This is a genomic window from Acinetobacter sp. YH12040, from assembly GCF_013420005.1.
Lineage (GTDB): Bacteria > Pseudomonadota > Gammaproteobacteria > Pseudomonadales > Moraxellaceae > Acinetobacter > Acinetobacter amyesii.
The window spans coordinates 77087-99878 of sequence record NZ_VOZB01000005.1 but is presented as its reverse complement, the minus strand read 5'-3'; the positions used below and the strand labels follow the sequence as shown (position 1 = coordinate 99878).

Sequence of the window (22792 nt, the reverse complement as noted above, 5' to 3'; positions counted from 1 at the left end):
GTGTACCTGAAAGCACTGCAGGAACGAAGCATTCCCGTTGAAATAATTGATCCGCATATTGAATCTAAGTTGATGTATTTAAAGTTAATTCTGAGTCGTCTGCTCGGATTAACCTTCTAGATCCGTTAAGGCGTCTTCAATCGAACCCTGATCAAATTCATAGTTACAGCCGAATAAAATCATCGGGCTTTTTCCGGTCATTTCAGACAGGCTTAGTTTGTGATTGATGGCATGCAGATCATCTGTTTCAGCTTCCGTACGTAGGATTTTTTCACCACGGAAAAATGGCATATTGGCAAACATTGGATGCTGCTCAATGCCATATTTTTGGGCAAGTTTTTTCACATCGGCTTGTCGATAGATCGCGAATACTGCATTGGAAGACAAGCCAATCTCTTGGGTTGGCATGCCAAAAATTCAACAGGCTGCTTATTTTTATAGATATAAATAAACGGTTGATGTGGGTCATCATGGCGTTTCCAGCCCAATTGCCCCAGAGCCTTTTCATAATCGAGCAAAGTGTCATGGTAGGTGTCGTAATCGGCCTGACATTCCAAAATGCGCTTCAAATCTTGTGCTGTCGGTGCTGCAAAAACAGAAGACGCAGCTAAACATGAGGTCGCCACAATCGTAGGTAATATGAGGCGTCTAAAACCTAAACTAAGCATTTTCATCATGAGTCTCGAATGATTTTATTTAATTTCCGCCTGAATCAGCTGTGTTCGAAGCTGAATCAGTTCGGCTAATGTTTCTAATAATAAACTGATTTGCTTGAGCACCAGTTGTAGGTGATTAGACCGCATTTCTTCAGTGCTGAGTGTTTGAATTTCGAAAAGTTTTTGCTGAATTTTCTCAGGGTTGAGCGGTTTTTGCTGAATTAAGACGTCGTCTAGGGTGCTTTGACACCATTGCAGCAGTTCAAGGACTTGTTGGTCTTGTACCTGTTCACGGTGGCTCCCCAACGCAGAAATATAACTAAGTTGACTATGGCTATAGACCAAATAGCGAAATGCGTGTTGTATTAAGTTCTGGTCAGGATCAGGTTCAGTACTTAAACTAGAAATCATGCTCGACAGTTCAGTTTGAGCATTATGGGCTGAACGACGGGCACGCCGATAAGCAATGCTATTGGTTTTCCCATGGAGATATTGCTCAACTACGGCATCAAAATAATGAAGGGTCGCAGCAGAGCTTTTTTGAATGGTCTTGGAAATATTGCGAAAGTCCCAATCTGGCCAGATGACATTCACAGCGAACCATGCAATAAAACAGCCGAGTAGGGTATCAACGATACGCGGTAAAATAACCGCATAACCAGCGCCTTTTAAATTAAAAATCAGCAAGACCATTAAGGTTGCCATGAGGGTCGCCATGGCATATTTTTTGGCACTCAGATAGAAAAAGCATACGCCAAAAATAATCGTTAGCAGCAATTGACCTTCGACACTCGGCACAAAATACAAAATAGGAATGCCAAGTAAGACCCCTAATATGGTTCCCAAAGTCCGCATTTTTAAACGACTTTTGGTCGCAAAATAGCGCATCTGACAGACAAATAAACTGGTCAATAATATCCAGTAGCCATTTTTGGCAAAGGGCAGTAGTGAAATGGCATAGCCCATAGCAAAGACAAAAGCGATGCGAACAGCATGGCGAAATAAGGCAGATTCTGGACTCAAATGCTGTTTCAGTTTGAGCCATAAATCGTGCAAACCGTGAATGTCGTCGTCGAGTAAATTGAGGTTGTCGATATGCTGCTGATAGGCCTGTTGCTGTGAATGATCTAAATCCTGCACATGCGAAAAGCGTTCTTGCACACTGTCCAAATTACTCAAGATCAGCTGTAGATTTTTCACTTCTATATTTTGCGGATTATTGGCCATCCACTCCTGCAAAGAGGCATGCAAATGTGCCAGTGCTTGCGCAGTAATCGGATCAGGCTGATAGGGCTGTCGATGCAAAATGCAGTAGGCCAACTGTTGGCAAGCCTGCGCTTGTAATCGAATATTTTTTTGAAAACGGAAAATTAAATCGGTACGGCTAAAATTTTGATGAATTTGTTCATAGTGTAAATAATTCGCACTGGCCTGTTCGTGAATATCTTGTGCTAAGAAATATAAATTCAGCCAGTAGATGGTGTTTTTATTGGCCCTTGAGGCTTTTAAACGGGTGAGTAAAGAAGCTTTAGTCGTGTTTAAACTTGGGATGACATCACTGTTTTTGAGTGATAATTCATATAGTAAGTGTTCCACATTGTCGATATTATCTGGGTCAAATAAGCGTGCTTTTGCATTTAGTACTTCGGCGATTTGTAAAAAACAACGCGAAAGATTGTCCTGTACAGGTAGGGTAGGTTTAATCAGGTAAAAGAGAATCGAGGTCAGGCCATACCATAAGGCCCCTAGAACAAAGCAGCTAGGTTGAAAATACCAAGTGTCATATTCGCCCAAGCCGAACATGGTGTAAATCGACAGTAAAATCGTGCCAAAAGAAATCGTGGCATAGCGTTGCCCCAAAGCTCCTAATAAAATAAATACTGCACTGGACAGTGAAAGATACAAGATAAACAGCAGCTTATAGGGAAAGAGAAAATCTAAAATACTACTGACACTAAAGAAGAGTACGCAGACATAGAGCAAATTACGCAGTCGGATGCTGAGCCGGTCATCAAAGTCGGTGAGTGCGGTGGCAATCGCACCTAAGGTGGCGGGAACAATAAAACTATGAAAACCGAGAAAATATAATCCGAGCGTAGTGCCACTCAAAACAATACAAATTTGCAGGCAATACATAATGATTGCACTGGATTGAAACTGTTGAAACCAAGAGAGTCGCGTGTTCACAGAGTTATGAAGTATTCGAATGATTTTGTAAATTAGACTGAGCTTTTTTCTGTGAACTGTCAATTTTTATTCAATAGAAAAGCGGACTTAAAGTCCGCTTGTTCAAATCTATGCATAAGGTCGATTATTGAATCACACCACAGGCAATACGGTCACCGCCACCGCCTAGAGGTTTAGGGTCGTCAGAGTAATTATCACCACCAGCATGGACCATGATGGCTAAGCCTTGTACATCCGCCAATTTCAAACGCGGTGCAATTAAATTCACTTTTGCTGTGCCATCCGTTTGAACTTGAAGGATTGGTAAGTCACCCATGTGACCTGTTAGAGGCGTACCGTGGTGAGGTGCCGCTTTAGGGTTAAAGTGACCACCTGCAGCGAGTGCAGCACCCGCTTTTCCATCTTTTTCAGCAGGGGCACAAGAGCCTTTTTCATGAATATGGAAACCGTGTGGACCCGGAGGAAGCTGGGTTAAATTGGTATGAATAACCAAGCCAGCAGGGCTATCAACCAAGTTAATTTGACCGATGCTTTGACCAATACCTTGAGCAGTCACGGCATTGACCGTCACGGTTTTTGCATTCAGACCTGTAGACGTCGAGGTACTCGCACAGCCTGTAAACATCAGGGCACTGACCGCAGCAAGCGCACCGAATTTAAATAGTGAAGACATGTTTGGCATCCTGTCTGTTTTTATGGAGTTTCAACCATTGAAACAGATGCGGATACAGGATGACAGATAATTTAAGTATTTGATTGTAATATTTGTTTAATGAATTCAAGCCTGAATTAAGGTTGTTCAGGCTTATCATCTATATTGTCTAAGTCATGTGCCAATGTTGCTTTGGGCATCATGACGGCTTCAATTTGGGTTTCATGCAACCATTCACGCCAAATGGCTAACAATACTGCCAAAATCACTGGACCGATAAATAAACCGACAAGACCGAAACTGGCGATCCCACCCAAAACACCAAACATGATTAATAAGAATGGAATCTGCGTTGCCCCTGAAATCACTAAAGGACGAATCACGTTATCGGCTGTACTCACGATACATACACCCCAAGCCATGACGCCAATGGCTTCAATGGTTTGACCTTGTGAAAATAACCACAACGACACAGCGGTATATGAAATCGGTGGACCAAAAGGAATCAGTGCCAACATGAAGGTAATGATGGTTAATAACATTGGGTTAGGAACATCGGCGACAAAATAGCTCACACCGGCAAGTAAAGCTTGGGCAATCGCTGTGAGGCCGATGCCATACACTACGGCACGTGTGGTATCCGAAATAGTGGCAAGATAATGATGAATACGTGGCCCGATCACCATTTCGAGGGCTTTACTGACCTGACTTAAAATGGTTTGACCGTCACGATAGAAGAAAAATAAAGACATCACGGCAAAACACAGCTTAAAGATATTTTTACTGACTTCGCCAACCAAAACTTTACCGTAGTTCAAATGCCCCTGAATCCAAATTTGTACCGATTGAATAATACTGTTCGGGTCATTGTTCAGCTCATGCAGGGTACGACTGACTTCTTTACCAATAAACGGCAGTTGGCGAATAAAATCAGGCACATTGACATGACCCGAGAAGACCTGCTTTTGTAATTCAAAATACAAGTTACGGCCTTCATGTTGTAGCAAGAAGATCGCAAAAATCACCGGCAGACCCACCACGAGCACCACCAGTAAGATCATCAGCGCCGCACTTAGATTTGCACGATTGCCACAAAAACGATGCACCGATTGATACAGCGGCCAAGTCATATAGGCAATAATCGCTGCCCAAACAACGGGCACAATAAAGTATTTGAGTACGCTAAAGCTCAAAAAAATCAGGATAAAAAATAATCCGAACAATAAGACTTTTTGTAATGTAGGTGCGAACGTTGGCAATGCGTGCTCTGATTTTTTCATCATGTTGTGTTCAATCTTAACCGAAAAAAAAGCTCCCGAAAACGAGAGCTTGTTAACTTATGGTGAATATCTTTCAGGCTAGATCCTTGCAAGATTGGCCTTTATATCAGCGAAATGTGGAATGATGGGTTAAAACCACTCGGCTTCGTCTTCAATAATGGCATTGAGCACAGGTTGCCATTGTTGTTGCATACCGAGGTACAATTTTTGCGTTTTGTCAAAAACTGAAAGACCTTGCATGGCAAGTTGACCATAAGCGGTACGTTCAGAAATCCAAGCAACGGGCTGTTGTTCAACTTTATTGAAAAAATCTTGAATTTCTTTGGAATGAGCAGAATTGGGTTTAACACGATTGGCCAGTAATAAGATTTGGACTTTACCTTTACGAATCCGTTTAATTTCTTGCAAATGCTTTAAAAAACGACGGGTCGAGTCGATGTCAAAGAAAGATGGTTGTAGCGGGGTAATGATGGCATGGGCTTCACTGACCAACTGATCTGCATGTTCACCCGATAACGCACCCGGTGCATCGATAATTAGATATTCAATCCCTTTTGGTACATCACCAATCGACTTTTCATGACGCCAATCTAGGCTCTGAATCGGGGCGGCAGTCTCTGGGCGCTGTTTGAGCCATTGACGTGCAGACTTTTGATTGTCAGCATCTGCCAAGGCCACTTTATAACCTTTTTGCGCAAGTGCAGAGGCTAAACTGATTGCTGTGATGGTTTTGCCACAACCACCTTTTTGATTGGCAATTAATATCGTTTTCATCGACCTAAATAGATTTTATTCTGCTCATCCCTAGCATATCATTGTTTAATGCGGGGAATATGACAAAGAACCAAAGTCTAAGTTTTTTCTATACGTTTCGCTGTAATATCTTAAAAAGATTAGGAATTTTTAATGTCTGTCTGGATGGCCATGCTCATTGGCGCGTGTATTGGGATTGTACTGACCACCTTAATTTTAAGTGGCAGTCGCAATGGAAGGATTAAGGCAGAATACGAGCAATATATTGCAGAACTAGAATTGGAACATCAGCAGGCCTTGGCCCATGCACAAAAACGCAGTGTAAATACCAGTCGTGCTGTTTTAAAAGGCAAAATGGCCGAACAAATGGCGCCGATCATGCCTGAATTTCAGTATTTACCTAGCGATGCAAAGTTTCTCGGTGACCCGATCGATTATGTGGTTTTTGATGGCTATACCGACTTTCGTGATGGCGATGGCCTCGCTGAAGACATCGAAGTGGTGCTGATTGATATTAAAAGTGGTGGGGCACGTTTGACCAAAGGGCAACAAGCGATTGCTCAAGCCATTGCCGAAGGGCGAGTGCGTTTTGAAACCATCCGAATTGATTTTGAGAATATTTAAGCTCGCGTGATTCAGGCTCAGAACCGTCGAAAAGTAATAAGGACAGAATATTCACATGGAAAAACTCTTAGCGACTGCAGCCGTTTTTGCGCTCATGCTGTGGATATGGTCTGAATATTTTCGTGCCATTCCACATTTAGAGCAGACAGGTGTGCTGAAAAATTTTCAGGTCACAGCGACTCAGGCATTTTCCGGTGAATATTTGCTGTTGGATAAACGCTACTACAGTGCCAGTAGTCGTACATTACATCCGGCCGCACCGACCGTGGTGGGTGGCTTTCAAGACTTGGCGTATGTCAGCAATATTGATTTGCTACTGGGTTCAGGCGCAAATGATTTCCAGTCTTTAAAATATCATCTTGAATGGTGGCAGCAGAACCGCTGTTTTAACGTGCAAGCGAAAAACGTGCCCTCGACACAAGTTGAACAGCTCAACTCCGAATTGCAAAATGTCAGTGTGATTGCTCAATCCGAAGACGTTGCAAATCGTATTCGTCGTTTAAAATCAGGGGATCGTGTGGAGATTTTGGGTGAATGGGTGGATGTGCATTCCACCAAAACAGGGAAGTCGTATAACACCTATAATGTGTTGAATAAAAAGCCCTGTCATATCCTAAAAATTAATGCCATTCGACTAATCAAAGACTAGGTACTTTTAACTAGATTTGATTGTGCTTAAACATGGCCTTGGACGCTTTAACTCAACTTCCGTGCGCGGGCGAGCAACATGCGCTGTCCAATTTTTGGAATGCCTTCAGCATCAAAATACTGCGTTTCAAAACATTCAAACTGGGCATCTTCAAGCAACTTTTGCATATTACGATCCAGATGACAGCCATCCGCGACTTTCTTTTGAATGGGCGTCAATAAGTGTTGTAACTGCTTAATTTTCCCATTTTCATTGTGTTGTACATGCTCAACCAAATGAAATGTTCCTGTTGGTTTAAGGACACGGTAGATTTCTTCAAGCGCAGTTTCAATATCGGCAATGCTGCATAAGGTCCATGTACTCACGACATGATCTAGACTTTCATCTGCAAAGGGTAATTTTTCAGCACCGGCTAAAATATGCTGTACCTCAAAGGGTGCCGCATGTACACGTTCAGCAGCTAAATGAAAAATATCAGGATTGGGCTCAAGGGCAAAAACCGTATCAACATTTTGATAAAACGCTAAATTCAAACCTGTACCAAAGCCAATTTCGAGTACTTCACCAGACACGGCTAAAAGGAGTTCGCGTCGTTTATCCATCAGGCTCGGTACTTGCATGACTTGATTTAAAAGATGCGGAAAAATGTGTTGTTGATAAAATTTATAAATCATAGCGGGTATTGTTGTTGGCTTTTTTAAAGTGTAAATCATGTCTTTTTAATTTTAAATCATGTGGTAGGGCGTGGATATGGGCCAATTGACTGAATAACAGCATTTTGTTACCAAGTTCATAAGGTTTATGCAGACTGTGTGCGTAATATAGAGTTACAACTAGTAAAAACGACATTCATCACGCTCAACCTCGGGATTTTAAGCTCATGTTCAGGTTGGGGCATTATGTATAGATGAAGTCGGCTCAATTGCAGAATGAAAATTGAGTAATGTGAAGTATTACAGGGTAAGAGGATAACGCGATGATCAAGCGAATTGCATTAAGTACTGTGCTTGCAGGCTTTTTATTGAATGTCGGTGTCCAAGCGTCTTCAGATTATAATATTGCCAAAGGCTTAGCACCTGTTGCCAAAGGCCAGTCAATTTCTACCTTGAAAGAATTTAAAGGTGATTTCCGAATTTTAGGTTCAAAAACCTATCAAACAGATGAACAAGCAAAATTTTCTCCGATCGATTATGCAGTCAGTTGGGGCTTATTTGCAGAGCCAGAAATTGCTCGTACGATTTCAGTCAATCAATATGACCGTTTCTTAAACTGGAAAATGGATCGTGTTCCTGTACCGCAAAAGCAAGCGATGATGATGGTGTCGAATATGCACATCATTCCTGCAAACCCGCAAATTGCGAAACAAATTACTCAAGTAAAACGTGGCGATCTTGTGCGTTTAAAAGGGGATTTGGTTGAGGTGAAAGACAAAGATTTAGTTTGGACTTCATCTTTGACCCCAACAGATACGGGTGATGGGGCTTGTGAGGTTTTTCGTGTAAGTTCGATTCAGTGGATTGAAAAAGTCAAAGGCTAAACTTCGATTACATCGAGATTGTATTGAATTCGGTGTGCATTAGATTCAAGGTAAAATAATTTGATGATGAAAATGACGATAAAGAAAAAGTTTATTTTGAGTCTAATGATGGCGAGTGGTTTGGCGCTTGCTGGATGTACCAGTATGAGTTCAACTGTAGATGGGAAAACCCATGTATTTACTGAACAGCAAAGTTGTCCGACCTTGCTTGAGATGGATCGTGGACAGACTTTGGAAGTGCTGTTAAACGAAAATCCAAGTACTGGTTATGTATGGTCTTTGGCTGAGCAACCGAAACTTTTTAAAGTTGAAGAAGTGTTTCAGTCAGCTCAACAACAAGCTGCTGCGGATACTACACCAGTACTAGGCGCAGGCGGTCAAAAAACTTATCGTTTTACCGCAACGACTGCGGGTGAAGAATTACTACATTTGAAGCATGCACGAGCTTGGGAAAAAACCGCGATGGTTGAATGGACTTGTAGAGTTCGAGTGTCCTGATGTGAATCGATGATGAATGATAAAAAAGCCAGTATTTGTACTGGCTTTTTTATTGCAGACGAACTGATTTAGAACTTCTGCCTAGGCATTATTTCGCGCTGAGCGCTTGACCGTCAAATTGAATACCTTCCCAACCATTTTGCATAAATTGGCGAATGTTTTGGTGGTCAGTTGCGTCTGGTGTCGCCAAAACAGCAGCATAATGTTCAGCAAAAAGACTTAAGGTTTCAGCTTGGTTTAGACCATTCAATTGGGCAAAAGAAAATACTTTGGCACTGCCTTGATTTTCAGTCGCTGCATTGGCTTGTTTGCCATTGGTAAAAGCAGTTGGTGTGTGGTTATAACGCGCTTCAATAAATGCAATCACATCTGAAAATTTCGCAGTCCCTGCTTGAAGTTGATCTAATAATTCCTGAGCCATAATGTCCTCTTTCAATAAAAAATACCGCAAAGTGTTGCAGACTATAGCAAGCTTTGACCCAAACATTTAACACTATTTGCGTAAATTAAATGCGTGTATATTGAAGGGCGACCTTAGGCAGTCTGTTGCCTAAATTGTAGATACCAATGATGTTGAAGTAGGACAACTATGAACTGGCTTTTGGTCGCATGTGGCGGCGCAATTGGAGCAACACTTCGCTATGCAGCAGGACTGTTATTGGCCAAGCCAACAGTACTCTTTCCATGGGCTACATGGTGGGTGAATATTTTAGGTTGCTTTTGTGCAGGTGTGTTGTTTGCATTTAGCCAAAAATATCCCGTTCTACAAAATGAAGCACGCTTATTGCTTATGGTCGGGATCTTAGGTGGCTTTACCACATTTTCCAGTTTCGGCTTAGAAACCTTTCAACTGCTCAGACAAGGGCAAAGTGGGCTGGCATTTAGTTATGCCATTTCCAGTGTGGTGATTGGTGTCATCGTATTGGGGCTGGGATATTACTTATTTCATTCGATTTTAAAAATAGATGTTTAAAACAACGCTTGAAAACCACAAAATTTCAGACATAAAAAAAGAAGCTCAGGCTGGAGGAGGGGAACCCTGAACTTCTTTAATGTTTTTATTTTAAAAGAAAAAACTTAATCGAAGCTGAACTTATTGTGAGCGTTTGAAACGCGCAAAGCGTTTATTAAAGTTCGCAATACGTCCTTCGTTATTCACTTGACGTTGTTCACCTGTATAAAAAGGATGTGATGCACTTGAAATATCGAGTGTCACATATGGATAGGTCTTGCCTTCAAACTCTTTGGTTTGATTGGTGCTTAAGGTACTGCCAATCACAAAAAAGGCATTGGCATTGGTGTCATGAAAGAGCACTTCACGGTATTCGGGATGGATGTTGGCACGCATTCTTCTGTTCCTTAAATTTATTGATTAAAGAAATGTTATAACATAACAATTAAAAATGCAAATATTGCCCGAAATTTATCAGGCAATCAGCGCTTCATGTTCTCTTAAGCGCTAGGTGGGACCAACTCATCAAAGAGATCATTGAAATTGTCATTCACTTTCAAATGAATCAAATTCCAATAATGCCCTGAAACAGTCCGGTTCACCATCAGGGTGTCTGGCGACGGTTTAAACACATCCCAGTATTTAAGAGATGGCTTAATTAATTCTACCCCGTCATGGTGCGCTGAATTTTCAGCAAAGTCGTATTGTGTGGTCAGCGGACGCATCAGTACTTCAAGCCATTGCTCATACAAGTCCACAGGGAATTTACCGAGTTCATTGAGGGAATGTAGGGCATCGAGTTGCTGTTCCATCAGTGGAATATCGTGCTTGCGTGCAGCATTGATCAATTGCTTAAAGTGCGACACGATTTCAGGAGATAGGGTTTTCACACCGCCGTAGTCATATACGATGACTGAACCATCTTCACGAAAGGCGAAGTTGCCCGGATGCGGGTCACAGTGGAAACGTTTAAGGAAGAAAATTTCACGGCCTATAGCACGGAATAAGCGTCTTCCCAAGGCATTTCGGGTTTCTTGTGACCACGTACTGGCAGTTTCTATACTGTCGCCAAGCTCTAGACTTAGAGTCAAAATATGACGTGAAGAATAATCTTTATAGACCTGTGGAATAATGATTTTGTCATCCAGCGCACTATGAAAAGCACGGGCTACATCTAAGTTTTGCGCTTCAATTTCATAGTTCAATTCGTTGTCCAAACTGTCCTGAATTTCACGAAATAGCTTGTCTTGTAACTTCCGATCAATTTTCAATACGCCCATCAAACGAAGTGCAAGCCGAACTTGTTTTAAGTCACTTTCACAGGCTTCTTCGACACCCGGATATTGCACTTTCACCACCACCTGCTGACCATTAGGTAACACGGCTTTATGCACCTGCCCAATGGATGCAGCGGCAAAAGGTTGTTCTTCAAAACTTTTAAAAATCTGCGCGAGGGGCTTGCCGAGTTCTTGTTCTACTTGGGCCTTAATTTCAGCAAAAGGCATGGCTGGCGCTTGGCGTTGTAATTTACTAATGGCTTTTGCGACTTCAGGTGGAAAAATGTCTTTGTACTGCGAGGCAATTTGTCCGACTTTCATCACCGCACCTTTCATTTCACCCAAAGTGTCTGCAATTTGCAGACCGATGTCCTGAAAAAGTTTACTGCGAGATGCATTTTTCTGTTCTTCATCGGCAGTGATATTGCGGATGGAATTGGAAACGGTTTTAGTAGCAATGCTTGCCGTCATACTGGCAAGTTTCATAAAGCGACGACCCGGTGTGCTAGCCGTTTTTGCCATGTGATGTTCCTCAAGATCATCATTTATTATCTATTACCGATCATAGGCGACAAAACACAAACTGCCTACTTTAAATTGTTAAGACTTTATTTCCATTGATAAAATGATGGGCAAAAATGTAAATACTGAAAATAATTCAGGCAAATTTAAGCCACGTGCTGAATGGTTTAAAATATCGCGTCGCTAGAAGAGAACTGAACGATGAAAGTGTATCGCTATTTAACCGGTAAAGATGATGTCAATTTCTGTGCCCGTGTGACCAAAGCTTTAAATGAAGGCTATGAATTGTATGGATCACCGACCATGAGTTTTAATGGGACAGATGTGATTGTCGGGCAGGCGATCGTGAAAGACGTAGAGGACGACAGCCAAGTGCCACAAGGTTTAAAAAATGCCATCGAGGCGCTTAATTAGTTGGTTTTGGTGCTTTGCTTGCTTCACTGATGTTATGCCTGTAAAAGTATTTACGCATTTAAAAAAAGATTTTTAATTTTATTCGACGGAGTCTTTCATCTAGGGATTGAATAAAGGGATTAGCCTTCAGCTGGAGGTACTCTTACGAAACGTTGTTTCTCATTCGGCAAAATGAGAAGCGTGCTTCGCAAGGAAACCATCTTGCGGTGCAATGCACCTCACCGACAAAACTCGTTCGCTAGCGTCTAATTATTTAAAGTATCGCAAAAACATTTTTGATTAGAACTAGTCCTGTCTCAAACAATTGCAGATGACTTTTTTGTGTATCGTTCTTTTTTTGAATCAAATTGAGCAACTGATGTTACTCTGTAACATCAGTTGCTTCAGTTTTTTCCAGTTCTAAATGTGGACTGAGATATTTACTGCATTGGTTATGGTGTAAGTTTTCATTCAAGGTGATGAGGTTTTGCGTCACGATAAAATCCTGATCACCCGCAGAGGCAAACTTTTGATTGGCCTTGATGAAGTCCTGATAGGTATATGCCATACCAGACTGCTGACAACTTAACTTTAAACGTGCGGTATATGAGTCTGCTTGTTGTTCATGATAAAAGCGAAAGGCTGTCCAAAGTGCTTGATTGATGTAATCAAATTCAGGTTGTGATTGGACTTTGATGGGTGCGTAATACAAAGGAAATTCATGTCGGTTGATTGTTTGTTCAGCCTGTAGTGACATGGAGAAGCCCAAGCTCAGACAGAGACTCATCGAGCGAAATACATGGGACATGTTTATCTTCCTCTTCTTCGTATTTTTATTTATGGCATACGCTATGCAGCGTGTTAATTTGCATTAATCTTCTGCATAGCGTAGCCGTCTTTTTAAGTAATGTTTTAGATGCTTTTTTAGGGCTTATCCCGCTTGAGCTAAACGTTTATTCATCATAAATAAACGCGTAAGTAGCAGTATACATGCGACAGTCAGGCCCACAATCAGGCCAATCCAAACGCCTGCAGCACCAGTCGTGGTAAAGCGTGCAAGATAGATTCCGACAGGGAAGGCAATGATCCAATACGCGATCATGGTGATCCACATCGGCCCTTTAGTGTCTTGCATACCGCGTAAACACCCTGCGGCACTGACTTGCCATGCATCCATCAACTGATAGGCAATCGCGAACAAGACCAAATACACGGCAAGCTGAGTCACATCATAGTCATTAGTATACAGTGACACAATTTCATTACGTAAAAGCCAAAGCAGCAGCATGGTAATTAGGGCAAATACCGTCCCTGTCAACATACCGACTTTCTGGACTTTTCGCATCGCTAGCCAGTTTTTTTCCCCATAATAGGTACCGACCCGAATGGTCAGCGCAATCGCTAGTGACATGGGAATCATAAACAATTGCGAGGTAATCGAAATGGCGACTTGATGCGCGGCAATGGTGACTTCGCCCAAAGGACTCAAAACAATAGCGGCTGTACTAAAAATACTGACTTCAAAGAAAATGGCCAGGCCAATGGGAAAGCCAAGTTTTAAGATACGTTTGATCCATTCACTGTTCATTTTTTCAAAAGCAGCGAAAGGTTGGGTTTTTTGATAGGCCGATCCTTTGAAAACGTACATCGCCAAAGCAAAGAACATTAACCATTGCAAAATCGCGGTGGCAAAACCACATCCTGCAGAACCTAATTCAGGGACTGGGCCTAAACCATACATAAAAATAAAGTTCAGTGGAATTAACACCAATAAGGCCAGCAGACTCAGCACAGTGACTGGACGCGGATGCCCCAATGCTTCTGAGTAACCACGTAAAGCTGCGTACATGGTGACAGCAGGCATACCTAAACTAATGGCGTGTAAGAATAAGCTCGCCTTCGGAAGTAATGCTTCAGGGACACCAAGTAAAGGAAGTAAAAGCGGCATTGCCTGTAAAACCAGTGCAGCGATAATGCCAAGAAACAACGCAACCCACAAAGACTGACGGGCGATGGTGGCAATTTTTTCAGGCGTGCGAGCACCATTGGCTTCGGCCACCAATGGGGTGGTGGCAATCATAATGCCGCTAAATAGCAGCATGACTGGTATCCATAAGCCGACCCCGACCGCAATAGCTGCAAGGTCATTGGCGGACATGTGTCCAGCCATGATGGTATCAATGAGACCAAATCCCGCTTGCGCAAACTGCGTGATCAATATCGGGATCATTAAATGAAACAGTTGTTTTAATTCATACTTGCTGCTTGTTACAGCCGTGACAGTAGACACAGAATGTACTCATTTCTTGTGAGGTGCTTAGGAATGAGGTCTTAGCGTTGGAAAGTGAGAAGCACACCAATAAAAATCACCACGCCACCCAATAAGCGTTGCCAGTTAATCGGGGTTTTTTCAGTGCCGAGCAAGCCAAAATGGTCAAATACCATCGACATTAAGATCTGTCCAAAAATAATCAGACCGGAGAGGGATAAAAAACCCAGTTTCGGTGCGGTATAAATACTGATACTGATGGCATAAACACCCAAACATCCCCCCAGCCATAAATACCAAGGGATTTGAGCAAAACTTGCAAAGTCCGGTTTTTCGGCCGATTGAAAAAACACCATAAAGGCGAGGACTATTGTACCAACCAAAAAAGAAAAAAGGGCAGCTTGCAGCGGTGAATATAAATATTCACGCAATTGGCTGTTGATCGCTGTTTGAATGGTCATGGCGATACCAACACCCATCGCGAGCGGCAGTAAGTACAATAAATGGCTGCTTATTTTCATCTTCTAATCATCTAATTCTTCTTTAATTTTATTAGTCTACTGTATTGTGGATGAGTTTTCATAAGCGCTCTGATGCAGTCATGTTAAAATGCGCTTACTTCTTTTGTTCCTTTTGAGCATTTTCCTTGGCTGAATTAAATCCTGCAGTTGTTCCGTTATCTTTATACATTCATATGCCGTGGTGTGTGCGCAAATGTCCATACTGTGACTTTAATTCGCATGCGGTGCCGAATGGTGAATTGTCTTTAGACTTAGAACAAGAATATTTACAGGCGTTGGTTGAAGACTTTAAAACGCAAGTCGATTTTGCTCAGGGTCGCCTGATTCATAGTGTATTTATTGGTGGGGGTACACCATCGCTCATTTCATCCAAAGGCTATCAATGGTTATTTGCTCAACTCAAAGCGTTAGTGCCATTTGAAGCGGACTGTGAAATTACCTTAGAAGCCAATCCGGGCACGGTTGAGCACGATCCTTTTGCCGGTTATTTAGATGCAGGGATTAATCGTCTATCTATCGGTGTGCAAAGTTTTAATACCGACCAGCTGAAAAATCTGGGGCGGATTCATTCGAATGATGATGCGATTTCTGCCATTCAGCATGCAAAAGAGGCAGGTTTTGAACGGATAAATGTCGACTTGATGCATGGCCTGCCTGAACAAACCATTGAGCAAGCGCTTTTGGATTTGAAATTGGCTGTGGAAAATGGGGCAACACATGTGTCGTGGTATCAATTGACCATTGAACCCAATACAGTTTTTTTCCGCACAAAACCAATTTTACCTGTCGATGATGTGCTTGAAGATATTCAAGAACAGGGCGAAGCCTATTTAACAGCGCAAGGCTTTATCAATTATGAAGTATCGGCATGGCGTAAAGAAAAGCCGTCGGCACATAATTTAAATTATTGGCAGTTTGGCGATTATTTGGCGATTGGCGCAGGCGCACATGGTAAAGTGACCATGCCAGACGGGGTGTATCGTTTCCAAAAAACCCGATTGCCGAAAGACTATTTAGCCAAAGTACCTGCTGAACATCTTCAGTTTAAGCGCATCGAAGCAGCCGACATGCCTTTTGAATTTATGATGAATGCACTTCGTTTAAATCATGGGGTGGAAGCCAAGCTATATAGCGAGCGTACAGGGGAAAGTTTAGAGCCGATTGCCGAGTTATTGAACTCATTACGTGAACGTAAATTGATGGTCAATGATCCAACACGTTTGTCTTGTACCGAGCAGGGGCATATCTTTTTAAACTCAGTATTGGAAGAATTCCTGTAATGAAAGCTATGTCAAACTTGTTTTAAAATTTGAGCGACAAGTAATTTTTCATATTTCGAATGTAATTTGCAGAATGTGTATGAAATTATTCAGTTGATAATTGAATTTACATGGCATAAAGGAACTTCAGAAAATGAAATATATTTTAACTGCGACGTTATTAACTATAGCTTTGGGGGGTTGCACCGATAAAAAAGCACCATCAGAACAAAATGTTGCAACAGAGGCAACGGCCACAACTGCACAAAAAAACGATGTTGCAGTAGCTCAAGATGAGCAAGTGATTCACTTTACAGGGCCACAAGATCTAAGCCTTGAGTTAAAAACCAAAGATAATTTTGAAACCGCACAATTGACTGATAATTCTGATCGTGTGTATGAATTGAAACGAGGAGTTTCAGGAAGTGGTGTACGACTTGCCAACGACCAAGGTGTTTCAATTCACTTTAAGAACTTTAATGGTGTGAATGAAGGCACAGTTGAGTTGGTAAAAGATAAACCCATAGAGATTAAAGAATTTATTGCTGATAAAGCAAAGTAAATATTAAAAAAGACCGCATGAGCGGTCTTTTTTTAATTTAGCTTAACGATGTTTCGGTGGTATTGGCGGTAGTTTATGCTGCGAAACAGGTTTGTGTTGATTGCCTTTAAAAGCTACTGCCTTATGATTTTGTTTGGCAAATTTTGCATGAGCGTGTTGATGCTCTTTTTTCACTATTTGCGGCCCAGCAGGTTTGTGATGTGTTGCTTTAGGCGGTACAGGTTTTTTATCGAAGTATGGAGCAGGTGGTGGATTTTTATGATCGAATGCAGGCGCTGCCATTGCAGACATTGTCGCAGTTATTGCAATCAGACCAATCATCAATGAAGACATCAATTTTTCATGGTTACGCTCTCTATGAATCAATGAAGTCATCATAGGGGGAGGCTATGGAGAAGATATGAAGTTGTATGAGATACAAATGTAAAGCTAAAATTATGAAGTTAAATTTACTTTAAGTATTTAATATTTATTAAATAAAATTATGTTTTAGCGATAAGGTGTTCTATTTTTGTTGTAAAATACAACAATATTTCTCCATATAAAGTTCATCTTTATACATTGTTATTACCTCATGAAGAAATTAAGAATACTACTCGTAATTCCTATAGATCAAAATTAAAAGAGAAGACAAAAAAGACCGCCGAAGCGGTCTTTTTATAGAGTCATTTAACTCGGTTTAAAGCTTAGTAGTCAAAGCTAAAGTGTTCAGGAGCCAAAGAAGTCATGGTCTTCGATGGGTTAACCATTGCTTCAGCGTGACCTTGTGAGCGTGGTAATAGACGTTCAAAGTAGAAGTCAGCCACTTTGATTTTTGCTTTATAGAACTCAGGAACTTCTGCACCATTGCCTTCTGCTAATTTTTCAGAAGCTACAGCGGCTTGTTGTGCCCAGAAGTAAGCCATCATCACGTAGCCAGAGAACATCAAGAAATCTACAGATGCAGAAGATACGATGTCACGGTCTTTACGTGCAGCAAGCATGATACGAACAGTTAATGCATTCCACTGTGCGCAAAGCTTCGTTAAGTCCCACGCAAAACGACGCATGTATTTGTTACGTGCATGTTGACCACAGAACTTCAAGATTTCTGCTGTGTAGTCACGAATCACTTTACCTTTAGAGGTCAACAGAACTTTACGACCAATCAAGTCTAGTGCTTGAACACCGGTTGTGCCTTCGTAGAGAGTAGAGATACGTGAGTCACGAACGATTTGTTCCATGCCCCATTCTTTAATATAACCATGACCACCGTATACTTGCATACCATGGTTTGCAGCTTCATAACCCATTTCGGTTAAGAAACCTTTGAGAATCGGTGTGTAGAAGCCTAAGTGGTCATCATGTGCTTCAAACGCTGCTGTATCACCGCGGGTTAAAGCATCAGTCATTTTGTCCGCAATTTGAGCTGCATAGTAAATCATTGAACGGCCGCCTTCAGCGATCGCTTTTTGAGTTAAAAGCATACGACGTACGTCTGCATGGTGAATAATCGCATCGGCTACTTTTTCAGGATCTTTTTTACCTGAAAGTGCGCGCATAGACATACGTTCTTTGGCGTATGGAAGTGCGCCTTGGAATGCCAATTCAGCATGTGCAATACCTTGAATTGCTGTACCAATACGTGCAGTGTTCATGAAGGTGAACATTGCATGTAGGCCTTTGTGTTTTTCACCGATCAAGTAACCAATCGCATTGTCAAAGTTCAGCACAGCTGTTGCCGAAGCACGGATCCCCATTTTGTGTTCAATCGAACCACAAGTCACTGGGTTGCGTTCGCCCACTGAACCGTCTGCTTTCACAAGGAATTTTGGAACGATGAACAATGAAATCCCTTTAGTACCTGCAGGAGCATCTGGAAGACGAGCAAGTACGATATGCACGATGTTCTCTGTTAAATCATGCTCACCCGCAGAGATGAAGATTTTTGTACCAGAAATTGCATAGCTACCATCAGCTTGAGGTTCCGCTTTGGTTTTTACCTGACCTAAGTCGGTACCGCATTGAGGTTCAGTTAAGCACATGGTGCCTGACCAAGTTCCAGCAACAAGGTTCGGTAAATATTGGTTTTTCTGTTCTTCTGAACCAAATTGTAGAATGGTGTTGATACAACCTACGCTGAGACCCGGATACATTTGGAATGACCAGTTTGCTGTACCCATCATTTCAGATTTGATGAGATTCAACGACTGTGGCAAGTTTTGACCGCCAAATTCTTCAGGGAAAGACAGACCTTGCCAGCCACCCTGTACAAATTGGTCATAGGCTTCTTTAAACCCTTTTGGTGTTTTCACATCACCATTTTCAAAATGACAGCCTTCTTCATCACCCGTTTGGTTTAAAGGTGAAAGGATGTTTTCACAAAAATCCGCTGCACCTTCTAAAATCATGTCGACAGTATCTGCATCAGCAGCTTCACCATTAGACAAAGTTTTGTAGTGTGCTGGGTAATCGAGCACTTCATTCATTAAGAAACGAATATCGTGTAAAGGCGCTTTATATGCAGGCATAGTCTTAATCCTAATATCTAAATTTTTTTGGATTATCTGTATTGATGATTTGATTATTCATAATTTCATCCAAAAAACATTGATGAATACGCCCTTAAAAAATGTCAGAAAGGCGAATTGTAATATTTAACCAACATGTGAAAAGTAAACTTCTGATAGACTGGGTGTTGATCTTTTGATCATTTTTTTCTTTTAATAAATCATAAAGAACTTAGGTCTTTCGTACAATTATGCGATTAAAATATATAACACTTTGTTTACTGGGTTTGAGCATTACTGGGTGTGCTCAACATGTCATAAAAACCAATTCAACGGAGCAGTCTCTCGGGCAACAAGCCACTCAAGGCTTAAACGCAATGTTTGAAAATGCCAGTTATGACATGAAAGGGCAATTTTCAATTCAGACCGATATTCAGTTCGATGAAAAAAAGCCTGAAACCAAGTCAAAACCTGCGATAAGCACACAGCCAGAGCTGGATCCTAAACTTAAAAAACAACTGGATCAGTTGATTAAAACCCAAAATATTCCATTTAGCCAAAAAGAAAAGAAACAGCTCTATCAAGCTATTGCCAATGAATCGATCCCACCATCAGCGCGCTATAGCGATGAAGATGATGGCGTTTCTCCGCAATCTAAAATTGCTCAATCACTGCTGAATGTGTTGAATGATTTACAGTTTAGCTATAGCGGTTCAGTACATTTTAGAGAAAAACTTGCTGCCTTAACCTTGCAATTGAGTTATCAAAAACCGACTTTGCAGGTCAATGCACAGTTGCCGATGATCATTGATTTTAATCAACATAAATTTTATACCAACTACTTTGCGTTCATGCCGTTTATGGTAAATCGTGAAAGCCAAAGCAGCTTGGCTTATGTGGATTTTTCAAAACATAAAGACACGATTGCTCAGTACGATTTGAAAAAATTTGCTGACTATTTAAAACAAATGAATGCTTTGCCTTATGTCTTGGCAGAGCCGAATCAAGTGCAAAATATTGCTTTAACACGTGATGAAAAAAATGCAGGGCTGACTAAAAAAATCCGCTATGTGGGTGATCTTAATGCGCTATACACCCAGCTTGAACTTTTCGATTTTGTGAATGCCAACTATTACACCACGCAAATCAAAGGTCAGCGCAATAGTGACGCTGAGCAAGATGAATCTGTGGACGCTGCTGAGCATCTCAGTGCTTCCGAAGAGGCGATGGCTGCGGCTGAAGCGGCGGGAGGGACTGCAGTAGCGGCAGCAGCTGAGGATGAAGACTATGATGCGGCTTATGCATCTGTAGAACGTGTGAATGAGCTGCTCAATGCGAAAATGCATGGCCTGATGTATCACCAACATGAAACGGAAGAAGAACAAACGTCTTCTGCAGCTGAATCTGCTGAATACGCGATCGATACTGCAAGTGCATATGCGGAGGCGACCGCGGGTGATGATGAAGAAGCCTATAATACGGATACTGAAGTAACCGAAGCTTATGCGGCTTCCGAAGAAGATGACGAAACCGCGAACTTATCTGAGGAAGTCTGTCAGGCCTTGATGAACACCAAACAGGTGCCGATTGGTAAAGTCACACTGTGTCAGGATTATCAAGATGTTCGGGTGATACCGCTGCAAGCAGATTCTGTACCATCGGCCTCTGCTGCGGACGCATCCAATACAGATTCAGAGATTTCGGACGCTGTTGAACAGTTAAAGCCGGTATTCCAGCAATATCAAAGTGAACAACTTGTCGATGTAAAACAATTCCAGCAATTATGGCAAAAGCATCAAACTGAAATTGCGCAGGTGCTGAATGCACAGGATAAATCATCTTCGAATGTGGTGATGGATGTAGGCTTAGATCACAAAGGCCGCGTCCAAGTAATGGACTATCAATTGGCCTTTAATGAGCCACATTTAGGTCAATTAAAGCTGAAAAGTAGCAACCAAATTTTGAATTATGGCAATGCGACTAAAATTGATCGTCAAGCCATGAAACAGGCAAAATCCATTGAGGAAGTCAGTAAAGATTCACTCTTTGAAAATATGTTGAAAGGCCTGCTTGCGCCAATCACGGGAAATGATCCTCTGCTTGTTGAAGCAGAAACTGCATCGGTTGATGATGTCCGTGCTGCAAATGAAGAAATCGAACTTCCTGAATATCTCAGTACTGTGGCTTTGCAAAGTTATAAGCGCCATCAATCTGAAGTGAAAGCCTATCAAGCGGCATTTGTCGTGGCATTTGCTAACTATCGTGCTCAGTATGTGCGTTATTACTCGGCCAATGATTTGAATGAAATTGCTGAAGTCTATGCGTATCGATTTGTTGATGGCTTAAAAGAGCCAACAGGCAATGCGCTGAAACGTTTAAATCAATTACGTGATAAGCATGCTTTGCATCGCTATCAAGACTTTGATGACTTAGGTTCTTCAGTCAATCATTATGTGCAGTCGGGGATTGGTGAGTACAAAGCTCAGGTTGAGTGGAAACAATTGCAAAAAACCTATAAGACTGATCAGGCGATTTTTGCACATTTATATCAACAAAACTTTTTAGCCAGCTATGAACTGGAAGGAACTGAAAAAGCGCATTTGGTGAAAGCATCAAAAATCTATGCGCAAGCCTTTGCTGATGATATCAAAGGAAAATTATCAGAAGCGTCATTGCAAGGCCTAGCAGCAGAACACGAAGAGTTGTTCAGCCAATCGGCTTATTATGAGACTTATAAGGCGATACAAAAACATAAGAAGTAAGTTGGATCAAAAAAAGAACCTCAATTGAGGTTCTTTTTTTAGGTGTTTAGCCTGCTCAGAAAGTGAATTGAGCAAATCATTTTGAATTATAGAAAGTCTTTTAGATCAGGTTTAATGCCATTCCAAATGGAAAAAGATTCGATTGCTTGACCAACCAACATGCCAAAACCTTCTGAGGTTGGAACATTGCGTGCTTTGGCTTGATCCAAAAATGTCGATGGTTTGCCATAGGCCATTTCATAGGCGTGGGTGAATTGTAAAGCTTCAGGCAAAATTAGAGCATCACCCGTTAAGCTTGCCGATGTGGCATTAATCACCAGATCAAATTGACCTGCTAAGTCGGCGAGGGCAATGGCTGCAAGTTCGGCATTGGGGACAGCAGTTTTTAAGTCAGCAACCAATTGTTCAGCACGCGCTAAAGTCCGGTTGGCAATCACGATTTTTTTGGCCCCAGCTTGTACCAGTGGGTAAATCACGCCACGTGTCGCACCGCCTGCACCAATAATTAAAATATCCGTTTGTTCTAAATTCCAATCTAAGGCACGGATGGCATCGACTAGGCCTTGTCCATCGGTATTATCGCCATGGAGTGTGCCATCTTGCATCCATAATGTATTGACCGCACCTGCAATTTTGGCACGTTCAGTAAGGACGGCACATTGTGCATAGGCTTGTTCTTTAAACGGAACAGTGACATTCATACCGATGCCACCTTCGGCAAAGAAGGATTCGACGCTGTGCTGAAAACCATCGAGTGGCGCAAGTCGTTTGCTGTACTGAATGTCGAGGCCTGTTTTTTCAGCGAAGGCATGATGAAGTTCAGGTGAGCGTGATTGTTCAATCGGGTTGCCAATCACGGCAAATTGTTTGCTCATTGCACAGCGTCCATGTAAATGTGAAAGAGCAGACAATATACGCCAAAACCGAGGATGGCTAAAGTTCGGGCAGTC

26 protein-coding genes are annotated in these 22792 nt (G+C 41.8%); 9 read left to right on the top strand and 17 right to left on the bottom strand.

Features of this window, described 5'->3' with window-relative positions:
- Positions 1–108: 108 nt before the first annotated feature.
- From FTT99_RS07225 to FTT99_RS07200, 6 genes are all read right to left on the bottom strand, one after another.
- A complete protein-coding gene (locus tag FTT99_RS07225; RefSeq protein WP_180161338.1) occupies positions 109–387 on the bottom strand; it encodes a hypothetical protein in 279 nt (92 codons plus the stop codon).
- Positions 342–677, bottom strand: coding sequence for a hypothetical protein (locus FTT99_RS07220; protein WP_180130669.1), 336 nt, complete (start codon positions 675–677; stop codon positions 342–344). The genes FTT99_RS07225 and FTT99_RS07220 overlap by 46 nt, the downstream gene beginning before the upstream one ends.
- A gap of 15 nt (positions 678–692) precedes the next feature.
- Complete coding sequence (gene yccS / locus FTT99_RS07215) at positions 693–2843, bottom strand: YccS family putative transporter (protein ID WP_373684575.1); 2151 nt, start codon at positions 2841–2843, stop codon at positions 693–695.
- Between the two features lie 124 nt (positions 2844–2967).
- On the bottom strand, positions 2968–3516 hold the full coding sequence (gene sodC, locus FTT99_RS07210) for a superoxide dismutase family protein (protein WP_180026077.1): 549 nt from the start codon (positions 3514–3516) through the stop codon (positions 2968–2970).
- Between the two features lie 116 nt (positions 3517–3632).
- The gene (locus FTT99_RS07205; RefSeq protein WP_180130685.1) at positions 3633–4754 is read right to left on the bottom strand and encodes an AI-2E family transporter; all 1122 of its coding nucleotides are present in this window, start codon (positions 4752–4754) and stop codon (positions 3633–3635) included.
- Positions 4755–4904: 150 nt separating this feature from the next.
- Entirely contained in the window at positions 4905–5549 is a 645-nt protein-coding gene (locus FTT99_RS07200) for a ParA family protein (RefSeq protein ID WP_078192493.1), read from the bottom strand.
- 132 nt (positions 5550–5681) lie between these two features.
- Here FTT99_RS07200 and FTT99_RS07195 point away from each other — a divergent pair, with 132 nt between their 5' ends.
- On the top strand, positions 5682–6152 hold the full coding sequence (locus FTT99_RS07195; RefSeq protein ID WP_180130667.1) for a Holliday junction resolvase-like protein: 471 nt from the start codon (positions 5682–5684) through the stop codon (positions 6150–6152).
- A gap of 55 nt (positions 6153–6207) precedes the next feature.
- Entirely contained in the window at positions 6208–6801 is a 594-nt protein-coding gene (locus FTT99_RS07190) for a hypothetical protein (protein WP_180161336.1), read from the top strand.
- 47 nt (positions 6802–6848) lie between these two features.
- Here the strand turns inward: FTT99_RS07190 and FTT99_RS07185 are convergent, their stop codons facing one another.
- Both FTT99_RS07185 and FTT99_RS07180 read right to left on the bottom strand, forming a co-directional pair.
- Positions 6849–7475 carry a class I SAM-dependent methyltransferase gene (locus FTT99_RS07185; RefSeq protein WP_180161334.1) on the bottom strand — a complete coding sequence of 209 codons (627 nt, stop codon included), beginning with the start codon at positions 7473–7475 and terminating at the stop codon, positions 6849–6851.
- Complete coding sequence (locus tag FTT99_RS07180; protein WP_180161332.1) at positions 7465–7650, bottom strand: hypothetical protein; 186 nt, start codon at positions 7648–7650, stop codon at positions 7465–7467. Before FTT99_RS07180 ends, FTT99_RS07185 begins: the two co-directional genes overlap by 11 nt.
- Positions 7651–7777: 127 nt before the next feature.
- Between FTT99_RS07180 and FTT99_RS07175 the strand changes: the two genes are divergently transcribed.
- Together FTT99_RS07175 and FTT99_RS07170 are read left to right on the top strand one after the other, a co-directional pair.
- Positions 7778–8338 carry a hypothetical protein gene (locus tag FTT99_RS07175; RefSeq protein ID WP_111884184.1) on the top strand — a complete coding sequence of 187 codons (561 nt, stop codon included), beginning with the start codon at positions 7778–7780 and terminating at the stop codon, positions 8336–8338.
- Between the two features lie 72 nt (positions 8339–8410).
- Entirely contained in the window at positions 8411–8836 is a 426-nt protein-coding gene (locus FTT99_RS07170; protein WP_180161330.1) for a protease inhibitor I42 family protein, read from the top strand.
- An 88-nt stretch (positions 8837–8924) separates the two neighbouring features.
- Here FTT99_RS07170 and FTT99_RS07165 read toward each other — a convergent pair whose 3' ends face one another.
- Positions 8925–9257, bottom strand: a complete 333-nt coding sequence (locus FTT99_RS07165; protein ID WP_078192490.1) for a HopJ type III effector protein — start codon at positions 9255–9257, stop codon at positions 8925–8927.
- Positions 9258–9425: 168 nt separating this feature from the next.
- On the opposite strand from FTT99_RS07165, the gene crcB reads away from it, so the two are divergent.
- Positions 9426–9809 carry a fluoride efflux transporter CrcB gene (crcB, locus tag FTT99_RS07160; protein ID WP_078192489.1) on the top strand — a complete coding sequence of 128 codons (384 nt, stop codon included), beginning with the start codon at positions 9426–9428 and terminating at the stop codon, positions 9807–9809.
- Between the two features lie 120 nt (positions 9810–9929).
- Here crcB and FTT99_RS07155 read toward each other — a convergent pair whose 3' ends face one another.
- Positions 9930–10184: a type B 50S ribosomal protein L31 gene (locus tag FTT99_RS07155; protein WP_078189321.1), complete on the bottom strand. Its 255-nt coding sequence runs from the start codon at positions 10182–10184 to the stop codon at positions 9930–9932.
- Between the two features lie 104 nt (positions 10185–10288).
- Positions 10289–11587, bottom strand: coding sequence for an AarF/ABC1/UbiB kinase family protein (locus tag FTT99_RS07150; RefSeq protein WP_180161328.1), 1299 nt, complete (start codon positions 11585–11587; stop codon positions 10289–10291).
- Positions 11588–11788: 201 nt separating this feature from the next.
- On the opposite strand from FTT99_RS07150, the gene FTT99_RS07145 reads away from it, so the two are divergent.
- On the top strand, positions 11789–12001 hold the full coding sequence (locus FTT99_RS07145; RefSeq protein ID WP_078189319.1) for a DUF1737 domain-containing protein: 213 nt from the start codon (positions 11789–11791) through the stop codon (positions 11999–12001).
- A 361-nt stretch (positions 12002–12362) separates the two neighbouring features.
- On the opposite strand, the gene FTT99_RS07140 is transcribed toward FTT99_RS07145, so the two are convergent.
- The 3 genes from FTT99_RS07140 to FTT99_RS07130 form a co-directional block, all read right to left on the bottom strand.
- Positions 12363–12788: a hypothetical protein gene (locus tag FTT99_RS07140; protein WP_180024327.1), complete on the bottom strand. Its 426-nt coding sequence runs from the start codon at positions 12786–12788 to the stop codon at positions 12363–12365.
- A 123-nt stretch (positions 12789–12911) separates the two neighbouring features.
- Positions 12912–14270, bottom strand: coding sequence for an MATE family efflux transporter (locus tag FTT99_RS07135; RefSeq protein ID WP_326489498.1), 1359 nt, complete (start codon positions 14268–14270; stop codon positions 12912–12914).
- A 41-nt stretch (positions 14271–14311) separates the two neighbouring features.
- Positions 14312–14770, bottom strand: a complete 459-nt coding sequence (locus FTT99_RS07130) for a DMT family transporter (protein WP_180003411.1) — start codon at positions 14768–14770, stop codon at positions 14312–14314.
- A gap of 125 nt (positions 14771–14895) precedes the next feature.
- Here FTT99_RS07130 and hemW point away from each other — a divergent pair, with 125 nt between their 5' ends.
- Both hemW and FTT99_RS07120 read left to right on the top strand, forming a co-directional pair.
- Positions 14896–16050 (top strand): radical SAM family heme chaperone HemW, encoded by a 1155-nt coding sequence (gene hemW, locus FTT99_RS07125; RefSeq protein WP_180130650.1) that lies wholly within the window; start codon positions 14896–14898, stop codon positions 16048–16050.
- Between the two features lie 133 nt (positions 16051–16183).
- Positions 16184–16591 carry a hypothetical protein gene (locus tag FTT99_RS07120; RefSeq protein ID WP_180130648.1) on the top strand — a complete coding sequence of 136 codons (408 nt, stop codon included), beginning with the start codon at positions 16184–16186 and terminating at the stop codon, positions 16589–16591.
- A gap of 42 nt (positions 16592–16633) precedes the next feature.
- Here FTT99_RS07120 and FTT99_RS07115 read toward each other — a convergent pair whose 3' ends face one another.
- Positions 16634–16969 (bottom strand): hypothetical protein, encoded by a 336-nt coding sequence (locus FTT99_RS07115; RefSeq protein ID WP_257229277.1) that lies wholly within the window; start codon positions 16967–16969, stop codon positions 16634–16636.
- 308 nt (positions 16970–17277) lie between these two features.
- Positions 17278–19101: an acyl-CoA dehydrogenase C-terminal domain-containing protein gene (locus FTT99_RS07110; RefSeq protein WP_180121426.1), complete on the bottom strand. Its 1824-nt coding sequence runs from the start codon at positions 19099–19101 to the stop codon at positions 17278–17280.
- A gap of 230 nt (positions 19102–19331) precedes the next feature.
- Here FTT99_RS07110 and FTT99_RS07105 point away from each other — a divergent pair, with 230 nt between their 5' ends.
- Positions 19332–21842, top strand: a complete 2511-nt coding sequence (locus tag FTT99_RS07105; RefSeq protein WP_180161326.1) for a hypothetical protein — start codon at positions 19332–19334, stop codon at positions 21840–21842.
- An 86-nt stretch (positions 21843–21928) separates the two neighbouring features.
- Here FTT99_RS07105 and aroE read toward each other — a convergent pair whose 3' ends face one another.
- Positions 21929–22717, bottom strand: coding sequence for a shikimate dehydrogenase (gene aroE / locus FTT99_RS07100; RefSeq protein ID WP_180026070.1), 789 nt, complete (start codon positions 22715–22717; stop codon positions 21929–21931).
- Between the last annotated feature and the right edge of the window lie 75 nt (positions 22718–22792).

Excerpts from the sequence above, each read along its gene's own strand:
- FTT99_RS07120 (WP_180130648.1), top strand. The coding sequence starts at position 16,184 with ATGAAATATATTTTAACTGCGACGTTATTAACTATAGCTTTGGGGGGT.
- FTT99_RS07140 (WP_180024327.1), bottom strand. The coding sequence starts at position 12,788 with ATGTCCCATGTATTTCGCTCGATGAGTCTCTGTCTGAGCTTGGGCTTC.
- FTT99_RS07145 (WP_078189319.1), top strand. The coding sequence starts at position 11,789 with ATGAAAGTGTATCGCTATTTAACCGGTAAAGATGATGTCAATTTCTGT.
- FTT99_RS07105 (WP_180161326.1), top strand. The coding sequence starts at position 19,332 with ATGCGATTAAAATATATAACACTTTGTTTACTGGGTTTGAGCATTACT.
- FTT99_RS07165 (WP_078192490.1), bottom strand. The coding sequence starts at position 9,257 with ATGGCTCAGGAATTATTAGATCAACTTCAAGCAGGGACTGCGAAATTT.
- FTT99_RS07130 (WP_180003411.1), bottom strand. The coding sequence starts at position 14,770 with ATGAAAATAAGCAGCCATTTATTGTACTTACTGCCGCTCGCGATGGGT.
- FTT99_RS07150 (WP_180161328.1), bottom strand. The coding sequence starts at position 11,587 with ATGGCAAAAACGGCTAGCACACCGGGTCGTCGCTTTATGAAACTTGCC.
- FTT99_RS07115 (WP_257229277.1), bottom strand. The coding sequence starts at position 16,969 with ATGATGACTTCATTGATTCATAGAGAGCGTAACCATGAAAAATTGATG.
- FTT99_RS07110 (WP_180121426.1), bottom strand. The coding sequence starts at position 19,101 with ATGCCTGCATATAAAGCGCCTTTACACGATATTCGTTTCTTAATGAAT.
- FTT99_RS07190 (WP_180161336.1), top strand. The coding sequence starts at position 6,208 with ATGGAAAAACTCTTAGCGACTGCAGCCGTTTTTGCGCTCATGCTGTGG.
- sodC (WP_180026077.1), bottom strand. The coding sequence starts at position 3,516 with ATGTCTTCACTATTTAAATTCGGTGCGCTTGCTGCGGTCAGTGCCCTG.
- crcB (WP_078192489.1), top strand. The coding sequence starts at position 9,426 with ATGAACTGGCTTTTGGTCGCATGTGGCGGCGCAATTGGAGCAACACTT.
- FTT99_RS07185 (WP_180161334.1), bottom strand. The coding sequence starts at position 7,475 with ATGATTTATAAATTTTATCAACAACACATTTTTCCGCATCTTTTAAAT.
- aroE (WP_180026070.1), bottom strand. The coding sequence starts at position 22,717 with ATGAGCAAACAATTTGCCGTGATTGGCAACCCGATTGAACAATCACGC.
- FTT99_RS07180 (WP_180161332.1), bottom strand. The coding sequence starts at position 7,650 with ATGTCGTTTTTACTAGTTGTAACTCTATATTACGCACACAGTCTGCAT.
- FTT99_RS07170 (WP_180161330.1), top strand. The coding sequence starts at position 8,411 with ATGACGATAAAGAAAAAGTTTATTTTGAGTCTAATGATGGCGAGTGGT.
- FTT99_RS07200 (WP_078192493.1), bottom strand. The coding sequence starts at position 5,549 with ATGAAAACGATATTAATTGCCAATCAAAAAGGTGGTTGTGGCAAAACC.
- FTT99_RS07220 (WP_180130669.1), bottom strand. The coding sequence starts at position 677 with ATGATGAAAATGCTTAGTTTAGGTTTTAGACGCCTCATATTACCTACG.
- FTT99_RS07155 (WP_078189321.1), bottom strand. The coding sequence starts at position 10,184 with ATGCGTGCCAACATCCATCCCGAATACCGTGAAGTGCTCTTTCATGAC.
- FTT99_RS07175 (WP_111884184.1), top strand. The coding sequence starts at position 7,778 with ATGATCAAGCGAATTGCATTAAGTACTGTGCTTGCAGGCTTTTTATTG.
- FTT99_RS07195 (WP_180130667.1), top strand. The coding sequence starts at position 5,682 with ATGTCTGTCTGGATGGCCATGCTCATTGGCGCGTGTATTGGGATTGTA.